This window comes from Dietzia sp. DQ11-44 (assembly GCF_014145205.1).
Lineage (GTDB): Bacteria > Actinomycetota > Actinomycetes > Mycobacteriales > Mycobacteriaceae > Dietzia > Dietzia natronolimnaea.
The window spans coordinates 1-17,560 of the sequence record NZ_JAALEC010000098.1 but is presented as its reverse complement, the minus strand read 5'-3'; the positions used below and the strand labels follow the sequence as shown (position 1 = coordinate 17,560).

Sequence of the window (17,560 nt, the reverse complement as noted above, 5' to 3'; positions counted from 1 at the left end):
TCCCACCAGTCGCATGATCCCCAGCGCGGTCCGGCGGGTGAAGGCCGCGATCTGCGTCATGTTGGCGATGAGCAGGACGGTGGCCAGGAGCTGGACCACCGCGACGGCGAACGCGGCGTTCCGGATGCCGTCCAGGACGGAGAAGACGCGCTCGACCAGCTCCCCCTGTCCCTGCACGACCTCGATCCCCGCGACACCCTCCAGGTCCTCGGCCACGGATTCCGCGCGGGTGGGGTCGTCGAGGGTGAGCGTGAATCGCGACCCCAGGGCGTCCGGGGAGGTCGACTCCACCAGGACGGGGTCGGTGGAGGCGAAGAGCTCGACGAACTCCTCGTACGTCTCCTGCGGGTTCTTGTACTCCACCGAGGCCACGCCGGCCGTGGCCTCCAACTCGTCCCGGATCTCACCGCACGCCGAGGTGCAGTCGGGGTCCTCGAGGGAGATGGCCCGGTCCACGTAGACACGGAACTCGTTGAGGTAGTCGTACTTGACCTGGCTGGCCGAGGCGGTCATGACCACCAGCACCCCGGCGCCGAGCATCGCCAACGCGACGGCGGTGGTGATGATCATGGCCAGCGTCATCGACAGGTTGCGGCGCAGGCCCTGTGCGACCTCGGACGCGATGAACCGCGCGGCCATCAGCGCCCCACCCCGTAGGTGCCGCGGGAGTCGTCGCGGACGACCCTTCCGTCGACCAACTCCACCACGCGGCGTCGCGAGCGGTCGACGATGTGTCGGTCGTGCGTGGCCATGAGGACCGTGGTCCCGGTCCGGTTGATCCGGTCGAGCAGCAGCATGATGTCCTCGCTGGTCTCGGGGTCGAGGTTGCCGGTCGGCTCGTCGGCGAGCAACAGCCTCGGTCGGTTGACGAACGCCCTCGCGATCGCCACCCGCTGTTGTTCGCCGCCGGAGAGCTCGTGCGGTCGGCGACCGGCCTCACGACCCAGACCCACCATCTCGAGCGTCTCGGGGACGACCTTGTCGATCGTCCGGCGGGACTTACCGATCACCTGCAGCGCGAACGCCACGTTCTCGGCCACGGTCTTACCCGGCAGCAGACGGAAATCCTGGAAGACGCAGCCGAGCGAGCGACGCAGCGACGGCACGGACGAGGCCTTCATCCTGGTGAGGTCGTGGCCGGCGACGACCAGGGTCCCGGAGTCGGGCCGGTCCTCGCGGAGCAACAGGCGCAGGAAGGTCGACTTTCCCGACCCGGAGGCGCCGATGAGGAAGGCGAACTCGCCCTCGGCGATCTCGACGGTCACGTCGGACAGAGCCGGACGCGTCGAGGACGCGTACGACTTGGTCACATGGGAAGCACTGATCACTCGAGTAGCGTAGCGCTACTCCAGTCACACGGCAGGCAAAGGACCCGTCGGTGTCAGCCCGTGGTCACGGGATTCCCACCGGCCCCGGCGTCGCCGGAATCCTCTCCCTGCGGCGACTGCTCCTGCGGCGACTGCTCCTGCGGTGTCTGCTGCGGCGGCGCCTGCTGCCCGGTCGCTCCCGTGGGGGACGTCGGGGTCTGGCGTCCCGGCGGCGGCGTCGTTCCGGTGACCGGCGGGGACGTCTGCGGAGTGGCGGTCGGAACCGTCGTCTGGTCGACCGTGGTCCCCGGGGTCGGCGACTCCTCGACGGGTGTCGTCCCCTCGGCCGGCGCGGGCGGTTCGGTCTCGGCGGTGTCCGTCTGGGGCGGTGGGGTACCGAAACTGGCGACCGGCTGGTCCTTGACCAGCGAATAGAGCATCGCGAACAGGACGAACGCCACCAGCAGGATCGCGGTGGTCCGCGACATCCTGAAGAACTCCCCGAGCAGGGACACGATCTTCGGTCGCGGCCGACGGGACGGCGCATCGGGATCAGTGGTCCCCCCGAGACCCAACGGATCGCCGCTGATCAGGGGCTCACGCGTGGTCGCCGCCTCGGTCCGCGCGCTGTCCTCGGCCTCCGGGCCGAGCTCGCCGGACGAGACCGCGTCGGAGGTCGTGCCCTCAGGTGTGTGGTCGTCGGGCGTGTGGTCGTCGGCTGTCGTGTCGTCGTCTCGGCGCTCGGCCATCACGCGCTCCCCTCTCCGGTCTGCGGTCGGAGCATGCCCGCCCGGATCGCGGCCAGGGCCTCGGGCTCCAGAACGATCCCCTCCGCGCGGAACCGGCGCAGGATGACCGCGCGCATCCGTCGGCCCACCTCCCACTGCATGCCGGGCTTGGTCCGGGCCAGCAACCGGATCACGGTCTGCTCAAGCCGGATCGACTGCACACCCATCACGGTGGGTTCGTCCAGGACGTACTGGCCCACCCGCTCGTCGTCGGTGATCTCGCGACAGACCTGTGCGAGCACCTCGTTGGCCTTGTCCATGTCGGCGTTGTTGGGCACCGGGACGTCGATGATCGCACGCGCCCAGTCCTGCGACTGGTTGATCGCGGTGACGATCTGGCCGTTGGGGACGATCACCGCCTCGCCGTCGAGGGTCCGCAGGCGGGTGATGCGCAGGGTGACGTCCTCGACGGTTCCCGCGGTGACGCCCGTCGCAGTGGTGAGCTCCACGATGTCGCCGTAGCCGTATTGACGCTCGGCCAGGACGAAGAACCCGGCCAGGAAGTCCTGGACGATCTTCTGGGCACCGAAGCCCAGCGCCGCACCGAGCACGGTGGCCGGGGCGACGAGTGCGACCAGGTTGACGCCGAAGCGCAGGAGGATCTGGATTCCGAACAGGATGTACAGCACGCCCACGGCGACGTACGAGATCACCTGGATCAGCGAGTGGAGGTGCTTGGACTCCTCCGACCAGAAATCCTCGTCGGTGTGTTTGGCGTCGATCCGACCGGTCCACATCCGCGCGATCTTGGCGATCACCCGCGTCATCAGGGCGGCGCCCAGCACGAGGAGGACGACCTCGAGGCCGTTGTTGCTGAGCCAGTTCAGGATGGGATTGAAGTCAGTCTGGAACCTCACTCCGCGTCGGCCCCCTCCCGCATCCGCCACCGGATGCCCGCCTCGATGAACCCGTCCAGGTCGCCGTCCAGGACCGCCGACGGGTTGTTGACCTCGAACTCCGTCCGCAGGTCCTTGACCATCTGGTACGGGTGCAGGACGTACGACCGCATCTGGTTACCCCAGGAGGCGTTGCCGCCCGAACCGAGCGCGTCCATGGCGGCCCGCTCCTCCTGTTGCTTGCGTGCGAGCAGCTTGGCCTGCAGGACCTTCATGGCCGCGACCTTGTTCTGCAACTGCGACTTCTCGTTCTGACACGTCACCACGATCCCGGTGGGGACGTGGGTGAGGCGGACCGCCGAGTCGGTCGTGTTGACGGACTGCCCGCCGGGGCCGGACGAGCGGTAGACGTCGACGCGCACCTCGTTCTCGTTGACCTCGATCGAGTCGGTCGTCTCCACCACCGGCAGCACCTCGACCTCGGCGAACGAGGTCTGCCGCCTGCCCTGGTTGTCGAACGGGCTGATGCGGACGAGTCGGTGGGTCCCCTGCTCGACGGAGAGTGTGCCGTACATGTACGGGTCATGGACGACGAAGGTCGCCGACTTGATGCCCGCCTCCTCCGCGTACGAGGTGTCGTACACCTCGACCTTGTGGCCGGCCTTCTCCGCCCACCGCACATACATGCGCATGAGCATCTCGGCGAAGTCCGCGGCGTCGACACCGCCGGCACCGGCACGGATGTTGACCACGGCCTCACGCTGGTCGTACTCGCCGCTGAGCATCGTCTTGACCTCGATGGCCTCGACGTCCTCACGCAGCTGGAGGCGCTCGGCGTCCGCGTCCTCGACGGCTCCGTCCCCCTCCTCCTCCGCCAGCTCGTACATCAGCGGGAGGTCCTCGATGCGTTGGCGCAGCTCGCGACACCTGCGCAGGTCGGCCTGGATGTAGGAGAGCTCGCTGGTGACCTTCTGCGCCCGGTCCTGGTCGTTCCACAGGTCGGGGTCGGCGGCCATCTGCTCCAGCTCGTCGACACGGCGGGCGAGCTCCTCGATGTCGAGGACCTTCTCGACCGTGGTCATGGTGGCGTCGAGGGCTGCGATGTCGGCGGAAACGTCGGGGTGCACGGGATCCAACTCTACGCGGCCGGGCGTCCGCCCCGCGTTTCCCCACCCGCCACCCTCCCGCGGTCCGGCGCACACCCCGTCGTCGACTCACGGGGGTAGCGTCGCGGGCGACGGACCCGCTACCGCCCGAGGTCAGCGGGCCACTGCGGCCCAGCGGAGGAAACCGATGTCCCCTGAGACCCGCCACCTGCGCCCTCCGTCCGACGAGGCCGTCGCGCCGATGACCGACGCGGACCTGGCCGCCAGACTCGTCGTCGACGCCGGGTCCCTGGCTCGACGTCTGCGCGAGGACGGCCTGGACGTCCGCCACAAGACCTCGGTCTCCGACGTGGTCACCGAGGCCGACCGGGCCGCCGAGCGCCAGATCACCGCCCTCCTGTCCCGCCACCGCCCTGACGACGGGGTCCTCGGCGAGGAGGGCACCCTGGTCCCCGGTCGTCACGAACGCAGGTGGGTCGTCGACCCGGTCGACGGGACCTACAACTTCGTCAGCGGCTCGGACTACTGGTGTTCGGCCGTGGCCGTCACCGGGCCGGACGACTACCTGCTCGGGGCCGTCCACCGGCCCGTCACCGGGGACACCTTCGTCGGGGGTTCGGACGTACCCACCCGTCGGAACGGCGTCCCCGTGACCCGACTCACCCCCGGCGACCTCGCCGCCGGCAGTCTGGCCACCTATCTCCACCCGCCGTTCTTCGCCGACCCCGACCTCGCCGACCCCTTCCACCGGGTCAGCCGAGGTGCGGCGACGATCCGGATGCTCGGATCGGGCTCCGTCGACCTGGCGTCGGTCGCCTGCGGCGTCCACTCGGTGTGGTGTCAGCACTCGTGCCCGGAGTGGGACTGGCTCCCCGGACGGGCCCTGGTCGAGGGCGCGGGTGGGCTCTGCGCGACCGTCGAGGTGAACGGCTACGACTGGTTCGTGGCGGGCCGTCCGGGGGCCGTCGAGCAGGCCGTGGCGCTCCTCCGGGGCTGAGCCCGAGGCTCTCACCAGGGGCTGGGACGACTTGAGGGCAAAGTCTGGCGTTCGGAACTTACTCCGAAGTAAGATGTCCCCGACAGCACCGTCCACCGTCCGTCACGAGAACAGCTGGTGATGATGAGCAAGAACCCCACGTCCCCGTCCACGACCGGACGCGCGGAGGCCTCCACCCCGGGTAAGAACCCCACGAGGATCGACGCGATCGGAGCCGCGATGCGCGCGCTCACGACGATCACCGGGTCGGAGTTCGCCGAGCGCTTCAATCTGCGCCAGAAGGTCGACCGGGTCACCTACGAGGCCACCAAGACCGGCTTCAAGACCCTCGGCGCCGCCACCAAGTCGTTCAAGAAGGTCTCCGGATCCGGCGCGCCCAAGCGTCTGCCCGACGCCGACTCCGAGGCGAGGCCCGACCTGTTCGACCTCACCCTGGACGACGACCAGCAGATGATCGTCGAGACAGTCCGGGACTTCGCCGCCGAGGTCGTCCGACCGGCCGCTCACGACGCGGACCACGCCGCCGAGGCCCCCGCGTCGCTGCTGACCCGGTCCGCCGAGATCGGCGCCACCATGCTCAACGTGCCCGAGGAGTTCGAGGGCATCGCCTCCGAGCGCGGCGTGGTGACCAACTCGCTGGTCGCCGAGGCGTTGGCCTACGGCGACATGGGTCTGGCCCTGCCGATCCTGGCGCCCTCCGGCGTCGCGACCACCCTGACCCAGTTCGGGTCGGACGCCCAGCAGAAGTCCTATCTGCCGGCCTTCGCCTCCGAGCAGGTCCCGGCGGCCGCCGTCGTGGTGGCCGAGCCCCGTCCGCTCTTCGATCCGTTCGAGCTCAAGACCACCGCCACCCGCGGGCCGGGTGGGTTCACGCTCAACGGCGTCAAGTCGATGGTGCCCACCGCCGGGAGCGCCGAGCTCTTCGTCGTCGCCGCCTCTCTCGACGGGTTCCCGACCCTCTTCGTGGTCGAGTCCGACACCGACGGACTCGTGGTGGAGGCGGACCCGTCCATGGGCCTGCGCGCCGCGGGTCTGGGGCGGATCGTCCTCACCGACGTCTCCCTCCCGGCCGACGCGGTCCTCGGTGGCCCCGACGCCTCCCCGGAGGAGCGGGCCGGGACCTATGCCGACGTGATCCGTCTGTCGCGACTGGGCTGGGCCTCGCTCGCGGTGGGCACCTCGCACGCGGTCCTCGACTACGTGACCCCGTACGTCAAGGAGCGCCAGGCCTTCGGCGAACCCGTCGCGCACCGCCAGGCGGTCGCCTTCGCCGTCGCCGACATGGCCACCGAGCTCGACGGCATGCGCCTGGTGACCTGGCGCGGCGCGTCGCGCGCCGAACAGGGTCTGCCCTTCGCACGCGAAGCGGCCCTCGCCCGCAAGATCGCCGCGGACAAGGGAATGAGGATCGGCCTCGACGGCGTCCAGCTGCTCGGTGGACACGGCTTCACCAAGGAGCACCCCGTCGAGCGCTGGTACCGCGACCTGCGCGCCGTGGGTGTGGCCGAGGGCGTGGTGGTCCTGTGAGCACCGCCCACCTCGCCTCCCGCCCCACCAGCACGAAGGACCACTGACGATGATCAATCTCGAACTCCCCAAGCGGCTCGAGGCGGGCGCCAACCAGGCCCGCCAGGTCGCCACGCAGATCTTCCGTCCCGTCTCCCGCAAGTACGACCTCGCGGAGCACGAGTACCCCGTCGAGCTCGACACGCTCAAGGCCATGATGGAGGCCATGGAGGACGCCGGTCAGGCCGCCTCCGGTGCCACCATGGGCTCGGGCGGCGCACCGCGTCGCGAAGGCGTCTCCAACGGCGGCAACATGAAGTCGCTGCTCAACATCATCGAGACGTGCTGGGGCGACGTGGGCCTCACCCTCTCGATCCCCCGCCAGGGTCTGGGCAACTCCGCGATCGCCGCAGTGGCCAGCGAGGAGCAGATGGAGAAGTTCGGGCGGGTGTGGGCCTCCATGGCCATCACCGAGCCCGAGTTCGGGTCCGACTCGGCCGCCGTGTCGACCACCGCCCGCCTCGAGGGCGACGAGTACGTGATCAACGGCACCAAGATCTACGTGACCTCCGGCGCCCGCGCCGACCACATCGTGGTCTGGGCGACGCTGGACAAGACCAAGGGCCGCGCGGCCATCAAATCGTTCGTGGTCCCCCGCGAGCACCCCGGTGTCTCCGTGGACCGGCTCGAGCACAAGCTCGGCATCCGCGCCTCGGATACCGCGCAGATCACCTTCGACAACTGCCGGATCCCCAAGGAGAACCTCCTGGGCGACCCGGAGGTCCGCGTGGACAAGGGCTTCGCCGGCGCCATGCAGACCTTCGACAACACCCGGCCGCTGGTGGCCGGCATGGCCGTCGGTGTCGCCCGCGCCGCGCTGGAGGAGATCCGCACCCTGCTCGAGGAGGCCGGACTCGAGATCGACTACGACCGGCCCGCCACCAGCCAGCCGGCCGCGGTGGCCAAGTACCTCGAGCTCGAGGCGGACTGGGAGTCCGCGTACCTGCTCACGCTCCGCGCCGCGTGGATGGCCGACAACAAGATGCCCAACACCAAGGAGGCGTCGATGTGCAAGGCCAAGGCCGGGCGCACCGGCTCCGCCGTCACCCTGGGCGCGGTCGAGCTGGCCGGCAGCTACGGCTACTCCGAGCGCAGCTTCCTGGAGAAGTGGTCGCGCGACTCCAAGATCCTCGACATCTTCGAGGGCACCCAGCAGATCCAGCAGCTGGTGATCGCGCGGCGCATCCTCGACCTGTCGAGCGCCGAACTGAAGTGAGCCGCGGCCGTATGCGCGGTTGAGAACGACGGACGCCTCCGTGGATCATTGATCCGCGGAGGCGTTCCTCGTTCGCGGGGCTCGCCCGTCCCGCACCCGTCCCACCCGAGCCGGTGCCCCGAGAGGAGCAGTTCCGATGGCGGCTGACGACGTTCCCCTGTTCCGGGCCCCGATGCGGTCGAGGGACGACGCCGTGGCGGACGGGGTGGGTGTCGAGCGGGGCCTGCGCGTCGGGCTCTGCGGCATGGGCGGCCGCCTGGCGGGGCCGCCACCCTCATCGCTCGCAGAGGCGGTCGACGCCGCCGCGGCGCAGCACGACGACAGGCTGGCCCGCCGCCTCGAACGGTTCGCCCGGGTGCCCGACGGTGCATATGTGTGGACCCGGGACGTCGACGGCAACTACTGGCTCGGGCGTCTCGGGGGGCCGTGGCGCTACGACGACTCGGACGAGGCGCACGAGGTGGACCTGGTCCACGTCCGGGACTGCCGGTGGCGATCGGAGCCGACAGACCGGTCGATCGTCCCCGCCGCCGTGCGGGCCACGTTCGCCCGGGGTGGCCGCAACTGGCAGCGCATCCGGTCGGAGGCGGGTGCGGCCGAGACCGAAGAGCTGTGGAGGCGATGAGGGGCGTCGAACTACGTGCTACCCGGTCAGAGCCGGATCCACGAACTGCTCGTCCGCCTCGGCCCACACGTCCTCGCGTCCGATACCGTCGGGGTCGAGCCGATCGACCGTCTCGGGTAGGTACACCATCCGCACCATCTCCTGACCGTTCTGTTCCTCCGGCTGGTCCCCGGGCGCGGTGAACGCGGTGATCTCCACCGTCCCCGACCAGTCGGACCCCTGAACGGCCCGGAGCACGGCGATCGAATCGCCCTGCGCACTCTCCACGGCGGAGGACGGGGTGGGCCCCTGCCGGATCGGGAAGTCCACGGCCACGAGTCCCGGTTCGAACTCGACGCCGGCGTCCTCCACCTCCGCCGTGATGGCGTCGGCGAGCGCCGTCTGGGGGTCCTCCGCAGCGGGCTGCGCGGACTCCTCGGCGTTACCCGTGAACAAGAACACCAGGACGCCGACGACGACCACCACGACGACCAGCGCGAGGATCATGAACACTCCGCGGCTCGCCCGGTCGCGTCGCTCGGGGGGAACAGGGGTGTCGGTGTGGGTCATTGGGGCACCTCTCGTCCGGGGTGACCCCAGTCGTACCAGGCGGGCCGGTGATCCACACCGGTTTCGGGCGGCCGGTCCGGCCGCCGGTCAGGCCATCCGGAAGCCGCGTCCGGGCCAGTTCCGGTCGGTGGCGTCGGCCACGATCGCGTCGAACGAGTACGCCAGCGCCGGGAGGAACACGGGTGACTGCACGGGGTGGAGGCAGGACGGCAGGAGAGCGCCGATGCTTCCGACCGATCCCGCGGCCGGCGGCATGTGTCCGCCGGACAGCAACCCCACGAGGCGGCCGTCGCGGGTCACGGGCCCGCCGGAGTCCCCGTAGCCAGCACACGCATGGCTCCAGAACTCGTTGCCGTCGCGCTGCCACGTGATGCCGCAGGTATGCCCGGTGGACATCCCGTCCTTGCAGACCACGTCGCCGAATTCCGGGGCGGGACCGCGTCCGGTGACCCCGGGTTGGCGCACGGGCACAACGACGCCCGGGTTGAGGCGGATCACCGAGTAGTCGAGGATCTCGTTGCGCGTCGCGACGGTGCCGATGACACCGGCTCCCGGGTCGCCCCGGAGGATGACCGGGGCGTTGATCCGATCGCTGCAGTGGGCGGCGGTGAAGGCGACGGGCGTGCCGGCGGCGTCGTAACCCGCCGCGGTGAGGGTGCACCCGGCAACGCCGTTGACCAGCACGGGGGTGCCCCCGGAGACCGGGATCGCGGCCTGGGCCGCGGCGGGGGCCGCGAGGGCGGTCGCACCGGCCATCACGGCGGTCACTGCGAGCCTGGCCAGACCGGTGAACCTCATGAGCGTGTCCTTCCCACCCCGGCAGACTGCCCGGGTATACGCGCTCACAGCCTAACGGGCGCGGGCTCCGACTGCACGACGGGCGCGGGCCGCCCCTCGCGGCGGCCCGGCGGTCTGACGTGCCCGGTCGACCTGAGCTCCCCTCGACCTCAGTGCCCCTCGACCGTGATCCTGATCGAGGGGCACTCGCCCGGGTCGCCACCGATATGCGCCCAGATGGCCTCGACCACGGGCCGGAGGAACAACTCCCCCACCTGGTCGACGAGCGTCCGGACCACCTGTACTTTGTCCGAGGTCCGCGTGGAGGCGAGACCCCCGCGCCGCAGCCCCTCGACCTCCCTGGTGGTGAGGTCGACGATCGCCTCCAGCAGCGGGGCCCCGCGGCCGTCGGGCTCCAGCAGGGCCCGGTTGAGGTAGCTCACGAGCTGCGGGTTCTGCCGGAGCATCTCGCGGACGGCGACGTTCCGGGCCTCCACCACCTCCGCGGCCGTCCCGGTGTGCTCCACCGTCGACAACGCCCCGACCACCCGCTCCACCACGAGATCGTCCACGGCGCGGCGCAGGCCGTCCTTGGTGCCGAAGTGGTGCTGGATCAGTCCGATCGTCACCCCGACCTCGGCGGCCACCCGGCGCATCGAGACCCTGTCCTCGCCGTACTCGGCGTACAGGGCCAGTGCGGCGTAGCGGATCCGCGCCCGCGCCGTGAGGTCCCCGTCCGCGGCCACGCCCCGGTCGGCAGTGGTTCCGGCCATGCGCCCCACCCCTTCCCCGCCCTCGAACGGCGTCTGCGTTCGGTCGATGCCTGAGACGATACCGCGACAATACGATTGCATAGCAAAGCATGCACTCGTATTGTGGTGGTCGAGCGGGGCCGCCCGGGCCCACGCGACCGACCCCTGGAGACTCCCCGTGTTCGAGACCGCCCCCTACCGCTCCCCGTGGATGACCGACGACCTGGACGCCCTCCGCGCCCACACGCGTGCGTTCCTGGACAAGGAGACCGCGCCGAACCTCGAGCGGTGGGCCGCCGAGGGCGCCGTGGACCGCGGGTTCTGGAACAAGGCCGGCGATGCGGGCCTGCTGTGCATCTCCATCCCCGAGGAGTACGGCGGCGGCGGGGGCACGTTCGCGCACGAGACGGTCATCGCCGAGGAGCAGACCCGCGCGCTCGACGACGGCTGGGGCAACTCGGTCCACAGCACGATCGTGGCCCACTACCTGCTCCAGTACGGAACGGAGGAGCAGAAGACCCGCTTCCTGCCCAAGCTCGCCACCGGCGAGATGGTGGGGGCGATCGCCATGACCGAGCCCGGAGCGGGGTCCGACCTCCAGGCGCTGCGCACCACGGCGGTCCGGGACGGCGACGACCTGGTGGTCAACGGCGCCAAGACGTTCATCTCGAACGGCATGCACTGCGACCTGCTGATCATCGTGGCCCGCACCGGCGGCGAGGGCGCCCAGGGGTTGTCCCTGCTCCTCGCCGAGACCACCGACCTGCCGGGTTTCGACCGCGGTCGCAAGCTCGACAAGATCGGTCTGAAGTACCAGGACACGATGGAGCTGTTCTTCGACGACATGCGGATCCCCGCCGCCAACATCCTCGGCGGCGAGGAGGGTGAGGGCCAGGGCTTCATCCAGCTCATGCAGCAGTTGCCCCAGGAGCGGCTCATCATCGCCGTCACCGCCGTGGCGGCGGCCGAGACCGCGGTCCGGCTCGCGATCGACTACGCCAAGGAGCGCGAGGCGTTCGGCAAGCCCATCCTGAAGTTCCAGAACCTCCGCTTCGAGCTGGCCGAGTGCAAGACCGAGGCCCTGGCCGCGCGCACCCTCCTGGACCACTGCATCACCCTGCACCTGGAGGGCAAGCTGGACCCGGCCACGGCGTCCATGGCCAAGTACTTCTGCACCGACAAGCAGTGCGAGATCATCGACCGCTGCCTGCAGGTCTTCGGCGGCTACGGCTTCATGACCGAGTACCCGATCGCGCGGATGTACGCCTCCGCCCGCGTGCAGAAGATCTACGGCGGGACCAACGAGATCATGAAAGAACTGATCTCCCGGACGCTCTGATCACGGCTCTTCAGATTTCGGTCGTGATCGCACGGACGGCGTCACGGCCCGCCCGGTTGGCCCCCACGGTCGACTGGGACGGGCCGTAGCCGATCAGGAACAGCCGCGGCTCGTCGAGCGCCCGTCCGTCGACCACACGGATCCCCCCGGCCGGGGTGCGCAGACCGAGCGGCGCCAGGTGGGAGACGGCGGGCCGGAACCCGGTGGCCCACAGGATCGCGTCGGCGGGTTCGAGCGTCCCGTCCGGCATCCGCACCCCGTCGGGCTCGATCCGGGTGAACATCGGGTGTCGGACGAGCGCCCCGCGGGCCTCCGCGCGATCGATCCACGGGGTGCGGTACATGCCGGTCACCCGGATCACGCTCTCCGGCGCCAGCCCCATGGCCGTGCGCTCGGCGACCGCGGAGATGGCGGCCGAGAAGTTCTCCGGGGGCGGTCCCGTGGCCCACTCGATCTCCCGTCGGGTCACCCAGAAGGTGTCGGCCACGCGCGAGATCTCCTCGAGCAGCTGGGTCGCCGAGATCCCCGAGCCCACGACCACCACGCGCTGCCCGGCGAACTCCTCGGCCCGGACGTAGTCGTGGACGTGGACGTGGCGCCCGCGGAAGCTCTCGCGGCCGGGGTAGTGCGGCCAGAAGGGTCGCGTCCACGTCCCCGTGGCGTTGATGACGTACCGCGCGTGCCACACCTCGTCGTCGTCACCGGCCCCGTCGGACCGGGTGGTGACGACGACGAGGCGGCCGTCTCCCGTGCCGTCCCGCCGGTCCGGGGTGCGGCGCACCTGCCGTACCCACACCGGTCGCCTGACCCCCAGCGAGAACCGCTCCTCGTAGTCGGCGAAGTAGGCGGGCAACACCTCCCGGCTGGGCAGTGCGGGATCCACCTCGGGCACCGGGACGCCCGGGAGCCCGAAGATCCCGTTGACGGTGCTCATGGTGAGCGACTCCCACCGGTGCCGCCACGCCCCGCCGGGGCCGTCCTCGCCGTCGAGCATGACGTAGGTCCGATCGCCGGCGGTGGACCGGTCGGCGGGGACGAAGCCCCGGCGCTGCAGGTGGTACCCGGCGGACAGTCCGGCCTGCCCCGCACCGATCACCACCACGTCGACCGATCGCGAGTCGGTTCGCCACCGGACGGACAACGGCACCCTCCAGTTCATTCGGGTCCCGTGACTCGGAACGGCGACGGATTACTTATCGACCGCCATCTCTACCAGTTGCGACCACGCATGCTTGTCACGTGCCAGTGGCCCTTGTGGTTCTCAAAACAAGGATGGATTGATCGAGCCTGCTGCCCCTTCTCACGGAGCTTCTCAACGGCTCGATACGCCTGCCAACGATTAGGGTATGGAATCTTGGTGCACATGACGCCTCCATCAGGGGATGACTGACTGGAGTGACGCCTCGCTCATATCGAACGGCACGGTGGCGGTATGCGTTGATACGCCCGACTCACCCGCATTCCAAGGTCCACGGAGCCGGAGGGACGCCCCGACTCTAACCCGGTCCCGCGCGCGGCCGGGGCGGTTCAGGGCCGCGAACTGATCACGCCCCGTCGGGGAGCGCGGTGAAGTCCGCGGGCCGTCCCTCGGCGAACGCGGCCAGGGCCTCGGAGTTCGCGGGCCCGCCCATGAGTTCGGCGAAGCACTGGTTCTCGCGTTCACGCGCCTCGGCGATCTGGCGGGCCAGCGGCTCGACCATCGTCCGCTTGACCGCCCGCAGACTCGAGATCGGCAGCCTCGCCAGGCGCGTGGCGTGCTCGGTGGCCACCGTGAGTAGCTCCTCTGCAGGACACAGACGCCACACCAGGCCCATCTCGTGGGCCTCGGCGGCGCTGATCCACTCGGAGGACAGCAACACCCAGGCGGCGTTCTGACGACCCACGAGCCGAGGGAGCAGGTAGCTCGAGGCGGCCTCCGGCGCCACCCCGAGGCTGGTGAAGGGGCACTTGAGGCGGGCGTCGTCGGCCATGAAGGCAAGATCGGCGAACCCGATCACGGTCGTGCCGATCCCGAGGCCGAGCCCGTTGATCGCCAGGACCAGGGGCTTGTCGAACGCGGCCAGGGCGTCGATCAGGCCGATGAACCCGTGCTCACCGGGGACGAAGTCGGGATTGGTGACCCGCTCGGCCATCTCGACCAGGTCGGTCCCGGCACTGAACGCCCGGCCCTGCCCGGTGAGCAGCACCACCGCCACCGTCGGATCGGCCGACGCCTCGTGCAGCGCGACGGTGAGCGCGTCGTACAGCCCCTCGTCGAACGCGTTGAGCGCCTCCGGTCGCGCGAGCGTCAGTGTGCGGACCCGGTCGGCGTCCCGCACCTGTAGCGGCGATGTCCCCTCCCCGGCCACGGCGAGATCAGGCGCCGGCCGCGGGCGCGTCGAGGTAGACGGACTTGACCTCGGTGTACTGCGCCAGGCCCTCGGGGCCGAACTCGCGGCCGACCCCCGATGCCTTGAAACCGCCGAACGGGGCCGAGAAGTCCATCGTGTACGTGTTGACCCCGTAGGTCCCGGTGCGGACCCGGCGGGCCACGCCCAGCCCCGCCTCCCGGTCCGCCGTCCACACCGTGCCCGCCAGTCCGTACTCCGAGTCGTTGGCGATGCGGACGGCGTCGTCGACGTCGTCGTACGCGATCACCGACAGGACCGGCCCGAAGATCTCCTCCTGGGCGATCCGCATGGAGTTGTCGACCCCGGCGAACACGGTCGGCTGGACGTACCAGCCGGTGTCCAGACCGTCCGGGCGGCCGGTCCCGCCGGTGAGGAGCTGGGCGCCTTCCTGCTGCCCGAGCTCGATGTAGGAGGACACGCGCTCCTGCTGCCTCTGCGCCACCATCGGCCCGATCTCCGTGGCGGGATCCAGCGGGTCACCGACGACCATCGACCCGATCCCCTCGGCCAGTGCCCGGGCGACCTCGTCGTGCCGCTCCCGGCTCACCAGGATCCGGGTCTGCGCCACGCACGCCTGCCCCGAGTTCATGACGCCCAGGAATTTGATCCCCTCGACCACACTCGCCAGGTCGGCGTCGTCCAGCACGATCGCCGCGGACTTGCCCCCGAGCTCCAGCGAACACCGCTTGAGCTGCTCGCCGCAGATCGCCCCGATCTTCCGGCCCGCCGCGGTGGACCCGGTGAAGGCCACCTTGTCGACCCCGGGGTGACGCACCAGGTGCTCCCCCACCTCGCGGCCGCCGGCCACGATGCTCACCACGCCCGCCGGCACCCCGGCCTCGATCAGCAGCTCACCCAGCAGGTAGGTGTCGAGCGGGGTCTCGGGGGCCGGCTTGATCACGATCGTGCAGCCGGTGAGCAGCGCCGGGATCAGCTTGGACAGCACGGTGAACTGGGGGACGTTCCACGGCGGGATCGCCGCGACCACGCCCACCGGCTCGTGGCGGACCAGCACCTCCCCGCCGAGCACGCCCGGCCGGGTCTCCTCCCACGGGAACTCGCGGGCGATGTTGACGAACGCCTCGATCTGCATCCACGGGGCGGGGGCCTGGGCCAGCTTGCTGAACGAGATCGGTGACCCCATCTCGGTGGAGATCAGGGTCGCCATGTCGTCCAGCCGTGCGGCGTAGAGGGCCGAGAGACGGGCGACCACCTCGATCCGCTCCTGGGGACTCATCCGCGGCCACGGACCCGAGTCGAACGCCTCCCGCGCCGCGGCCACGGCGGCGTCCATGTCGGCGACCGAGCCCTCCGGGACGCGGGCGACCATCTCCTCGGTGTGGGGACTGATCACCTCGATGACGCTGTCCGTCGCGGGAGAGCGCCACTCGGTGCCGATCAGAAAGGCGTCGCGGTCGAGGGAGGTGGTCATGGGCGGTCTCCTGGGTGTCACTGGATGGGATCCTGTCGCAACGGACGCGCGAACAGACACCTGTCTACTGTAGGACCCCCGATGCGCTCGGGATGCGTTTTCGAGAACGCGTTCCAGGTTGGTGTGCCGGCCCCCGGGGGATCGTGGGGTCCCCGGCGTCGGAGTCCCTCGGGCTCCCCGGCGTCGAGTCGCTCGGTCTCACCCCTCGGCATCGCCCCTCAGCAGCGCCCCTCAGCGGTCGAGCTGGAGCCTCCGCCATGTCGCGACCGTGAGCGCGGTGGAGACCAGCGGGATCACCCCGACCAGGGCGAGCTGCAGCGGCGACACCCCGCTGCCGCCGCTCATCGCCCACAGCGTCGGGGCGGCGAACGGCATCCATCGCCGGCGCCGACGAGGACGCCGACCTGCGCCACGATGACGATCGCTATCGTCGCCGCGACCCCCGCGAGCGTCGATCGCGTCACGGTCGTGACCCAGGCGACGGGAGTGACGATCGCACTCGTCAACACCCCGAGCGCGGTCTGACGCGCGAGGCCGGCCCAGACCTCGGACGTCGGCGCTCCGAGCCCCCCGACCAGTCCGACGACAACGAGCGCGCCGGCCAGGGCGAGCGCCGTCCCCACGCTCCACAGCGCGAACACGGCGATCTTGGCCGCAGCGATGGACCCCCGCCCGACAGGCAGGGCGAACAACGCGCTCACCGTCGCATCGGAGAACTCGCGCCCGAAGATCCAGGCCAGCACGATGCCGTAGCCGAGGAGGCCCCCGGCGCCGGTGATCTGCGCCGCCGAGAAGAGCAGACCGGCCCAGTCGGCGGTGGCGCCGGGGCCGAGCTTCGCCACGAGGTCGGGCTGCCCGGAGGTCACCGCGAGCAGCATCGCACCCGACAGCACGGCGATCCCCCCGACGATCGCGGTCGTGGCGACGATCCCCACCAGCGAGGACCGCAGCTTGACCGCCTCGGTCGACAGGGCCGGACTCACCGCGGGCCCCCGCCCTCGGACGTGGCGTCCTGCGCGGACTCGTCGTCGAGTCGGACGGCCTCGAAGAAGGCCCTCTCTAGCTCCGACCCTCCGGGCGGGAGCTCCCCGATGACGCGCCCGCCGTTCATCACGACGATGCGGTCGGCGATGCGGGCGACCTCGTCGAGGTGATGACTGCTCACGAGGACGCCGGCCCCCGCGCCCGCGAGTCCGACGAGGTGTTCCCGGAGGAGGATGACGCCCCGGGGGTCGAGTGCGTTGCCCGGTTCATCGAGCACCACGACGGACGGGGAGTGCTGCAGGGCCGCGGCGAGCCCGACCCGCTGCCGGTTACCGAGCGACAGCACCCGCAGGCGACGGTCGGCGTACGGCTCCAGGGCGAACGTGCGCATCGCTGAGTCGACGATCGCGCCGGGGTCACCCACACCCCGTAGCCTCGCGCTCGACACCAGGTTCTGGCCCACGGTCAACTCCGGGTATCCGGGCGCTCCGTCGACGAACTGGCCGACCCTGGCCCACTCCGCGGCGGGAGGCGAGTCGCCGGCCAGCACTCGACCGCGCAGCAGTACCCGGCCCGCATCCGCACGCAGCATCCCGAGCAGGACACGCAACAGAGTCGTCTTGCCCGCTCCGTTCAGACCGACGAGCGCGACGATCTCCCCCTCCCCCACGGTGAGGTCGACGTCATGGATCCCCGCGCCGTCGCGGAAGCACCGGGTCACCCGCTCAGCGCGGATCGCTGGCTCAGTCATCGCGGCCCTCCAGGACCCGGAACACGTGCTCCAGGGCGCTGTCGAGGTCCGGGTCGGTGCCGACCGCCCACTCGAGGAGCGACGCGTTGAGGGCGGCCACGACGGCGGCCGCGGCGATGCGGGCGGCGGGCGGGGTCACGGCTCG

18 protein-coding genes are annotated in these 17,560 nt (G+C 70.6%); 5 read left to right on the top strand and 13 right to left on the bottom strand.

The features are described 5' to 3' along the window. The 5 genes from G6018_RS03025 to prfB all read right to left on the bottom strand — a co-directional run. Positions 1-639, bottom strand: a 639-nt coding sequence (locus G6018_RS03025) for a permease-like cell division protein FtsX (protein ID WP_182638674.1), incomplete at its 3' end; no start/stop codon positions are given. After that, complete coding sequence (gene ftsE, locus G6018_RS03020; RefSeq protein ID WP_179524825.1) at positions 639-1,328, bottom strand: cell division ATP-binding protein FtsE; 690 nt, start codon at positions 1,326-1,328, stop codon at positions 639-641. The genes G6018_RS03025 and ftsE, both read right to left, overlap by 1 nt. Positions 1,329-1,381: 53 nt before the next feature. Next, on the bottom strand, positions 1,382-2,056 hold the full coding sequence (locus G6018_RS03015; protein WP_182638673.1) for a hypothetical protein: 675 nt from the start codon (positions 2,054-2,056) through the stop codon (positions 1,382-1,384). After that, entirely contained in the window at positions 2,056-2,952 is an 897-nt protein-coding gene (locus G6018_RS03010; protein ID WP_182609624.1) for a mechanosensitive ion channel domain-containing protein, read from the bottom strand. The genes G6018_RS03015 and G6018_RS03010 overlap by 1 nt, the downstream gene beginning before the upstream one ends. Beyond that, positions 2,949-4,058, bottom strand: a complete 1,110-nt coding sequence (prfB, locus tag G6018_RS03005) for a peptide chain release factor 2 (RefSeq protein ID WP_179524822.1) — start codon at positions 4,056-4,058, stop codon at positions 2,949-2,951. Before prfB ends, G6018_RS03010 begins: the two co-directional genes overlap by 4 nt. A gap of 166 nt (positions 4,059-4,224) precedes the next feature. On the opposite strand from prfB, the gene G6018_RS03000 reads away from it, so the two are divergent. The 4 genes from G6018_RS03000 to G6018_RS02985 all read left to right on the top strand — a co-directional run bounded on the left by G6018_RS03000 (position 4,225) and on the right by G6018_RS02985 (position 8,441). Next, on the top strand, positions 4,225-5,034 hold the full coding sequence (locus G6018_RS03000) for an inositol monophosphatase (RefSeq protein ID WP_182638672.1): 810 nt from the start codon (positions 4,225-4,227) through the stop codon (positions 5,032-5,034). A gap of 120 nt (positions 5,035-5,154) precedes the next feature. Next, a complete protein-coding gene (locus G6018_RS02995; RefSeq protein WP_179524820.1) occupies positions 5,155-6,561 on the top strand; it encodes an acyl-CoA dehydrogenase family protein in 1,407 nt (468 codons plus the stop codon). Positions 6,562-6,610: 49 nt separating this feature from the next. After that, the gene (locus tag G6018_RS02990) at positions 6,611-7,816 is read left to right on the top strand and encodes an acyl-CoA dehydrogenase family protein (protein ID WP_179524819.1); all 1,206 of its coding nucleotides are present in this window, start codon (positions 6,611-6,613) and stop codon (positions 7,814-7,816) included. Positions 7,817-7,952: 136 nt separating this feature from the next. After that, on the top strand, positions 7,953-8,441 hold the full coding sequence (locus G6018_RS02985) for a GAF domain-containing protein (protein ID WP_179524818.1): 489 nt from the start codon (positions 7,953-7,955) through the stop codon (positions 8,439-8,441). Between the two features lie 18 nt (positions 8,442-8,459). Here the strand turns inward: G6018_RS02985 and G6018_RS02980 are convergent, their stop codons facing one another. The 3 genes from G6018_RS02980 to G6018_RS02970 all read right to left on the bottom strand — a co-directional run bounded on the left by G6018_RS02980 (position 8,460) and on the right by G6018_RS02970 (position 10,540). Continuing rightward, a complete protein-coding gene (locus G6018_RS02980) occupies positions 8,460-8,990 on the bottom strand; it encodes a hypothetical protein (protein ID WP_182638671.1) in 531 nt (176 codons plus the stop codon). 87 nt (positions 8,991-9,077) lie between these two features. After that, on the bottom strand, positions 9,078-9,788 hold the full coding sequence (locus tag G6018_RS02975; protein ID WP_179524816.1) for a peptidase S1: 711 nt from the start codon (positions 9,786-9,788) through the stop codon (positions 9,078-9,080). A 149-nt stretch (positions 9,789-9,937) separates the two neighbouring features. Continuing rightward, the gene (locus G6018_RS02970) at positions 9,938-10,540 is read right to left on the bottom strand and encodes a TetR/AcrR family transcriptional regulator (RefSeq protein WP_179524815.1); all 603 of its coding nucleotides are present in this window, start codon (positions 10,538-10,540) and stop codon (positions 9,938-9,940) included. Between the two features lie 157 nt (positions 10,541-10,697). Between G6018_RS02970 and G6018_RS02965 the strand changes: the two genes are divergently transcribed. Continuing rightward, entirely contained in the window at positions 10,698-11,858 is a 1,161-nt protein-coding gene (locus G6018_RS02965; protein WP_179524814.1) for an acyl-CoA dehydrogenase family protein, read from the top strand. Positions 11,859-11,868: 10 nt separating this feature from the next. On the opposite strand, the gene G6018_RS02960 is transcribed toward G6018_RS02965, so the two are convergent. The 5 genes from G6018_RS02960 to G6018_RS02940 all read right to left on the bottom strand — a co-directional run bounded on the left by G6018_RS02960 (position 11,869) and on the right by G6018_RS02940 (position 17,415). Continuing rightward, positions 11,869-13,005 carry an FAD-dependent oxidoreductase gene (locus G6018_RS02960; RefSeq protein WP_347237778.1) on the bottom strand — a complete coding sequence of 379 codons (1,137 nt, stop codon included), beginning with the start codon at positions 13,003-13,005 and terminating at the stop codon, positions 11,869-11,871. A gap of 397 nt (positions 13,006-13,402) precedes the next feature. Then, a complete protein-coding gene (locus G6018_RS02955) occupies positions 13,403-14,206 on the bottom strand; it encodes an enoyl-CoA hydratase-related protein (RefSeq protein ID WP_179524812.1) in 804 nt (267 codons plus the stop codon). A gap of 7 nt (positions 14,207-14,213) precedes the next feature. Then, positions 14,214-15,680: an aldehyde dehydrogenase gene (locus tag G6018_RS02950; RefSeq protein ID WP_179524811.1), complete on the bottom strand. Its 1,467-nt coding sequence runs from the start codon at positions 15,678-15,680 to the stop codon at positions 14,214-14,216. Between the two features lie 341 nt (positions 15,681-16,021). Further along, positions 16,022-16,663, bottom strand: coding sequence for an ABC transporter permease (locus G6018_RS02945; RefSeq protein ID WP_182638669.1), 642 nt, complete (start codon positions 16,661-16,663; stop codon positions 16,022-16,024). Beyond that, positions 16,660-17,415, bottom strand: coding sequence for an ABC transporter ATP-binding protein (locus G6018_RS02940; RefSeq protein ID WP_182638668.1), 756 nt, complete (start codon positions 17,413-17,415; stop codon positions 16,660-16,662). The genes G6018_RS02945 and G6018_RS02940 overlap by 4 nt, the downstream gene beginning before the upstream one ends. Positions 17,416-17,560 lie beyond the last annotated feature (145 nt).

Excerpts from the sequence above, each read along its gene's own strand:
- G6018_RS03015 (WP_182638673.1), bottom strand. The coding sequence starts at position 2,056 with ATGGCCGAGCGCCGAGACGACGACACGACAGCCGACGACCACACGCCC.
- G6018_RS03000 (WP_182638672.1), top strand. The coding sequence starts at position 4,225 with ATGTCCCCTGAGACCCGCCACCTGCGCCCTCCGTCCGACGAGGCCGTC.
- G6018_RS02995 (WP_179524820.1), top strand. The coding sequence starts at position 5,155 with ATGATGAGCAAGAACCCCACGTCCCCGTCCACGACCGGACGCGCGGAG.
- G6018_RS02990 (WP_179524819.1), top strand. The coding sequence starts at position 6,611 with ATGATCAATCTCGAACTCCCCAAGCGGCTCGAGGCGGGCGCCAACCAG.
- G6018_RS02985 (WP_179524818.1), top strand. The coding sequence starts at position 7,953 with ATGGCGGCTGACGACGTTCCCCTGTTCCGGGCCCCGATGCGGTCGAGG.
- G6018_RS02980 (WP_182638671.1), bottom strand. The coding sequence starts at position 8,990 with ATGACCCACACCGACACCCCTGTTCCCCCCGAGCGACGCGACCGGGCG.
- G6018_RS02975 (WP_179524816.1), bottom strand. The coding sequence starts at position 9,788 with ATGAGGTTCACCGGTCTGGCCAGGCTCGCAGTGACCGCCGTGATGGCC.
- G6018_RS02970 (WP_179524815.1), bottom strand. The coding sequence starts at position 10,540 with ATGGCCGGAACCACTGCCGACCGGGGCGTGGCCGCGGACGGGGACCTC.
- G6018_RS02950 (WP_179524811.1), bottom strand. The coding sequence starts at position 15,680 with ATGACCACCTCCCTCGACCGCGACGCCTTTCTGATCGGCACCGAGTGG.
- G6018_RS02940 (WP_182638668.1), bottom strand. The coding sequence starts at position 17,415 with ATGACTGAGCCAGCGATCCGCGCTGAGCGGGTGACCCGGTGCTTCCGC.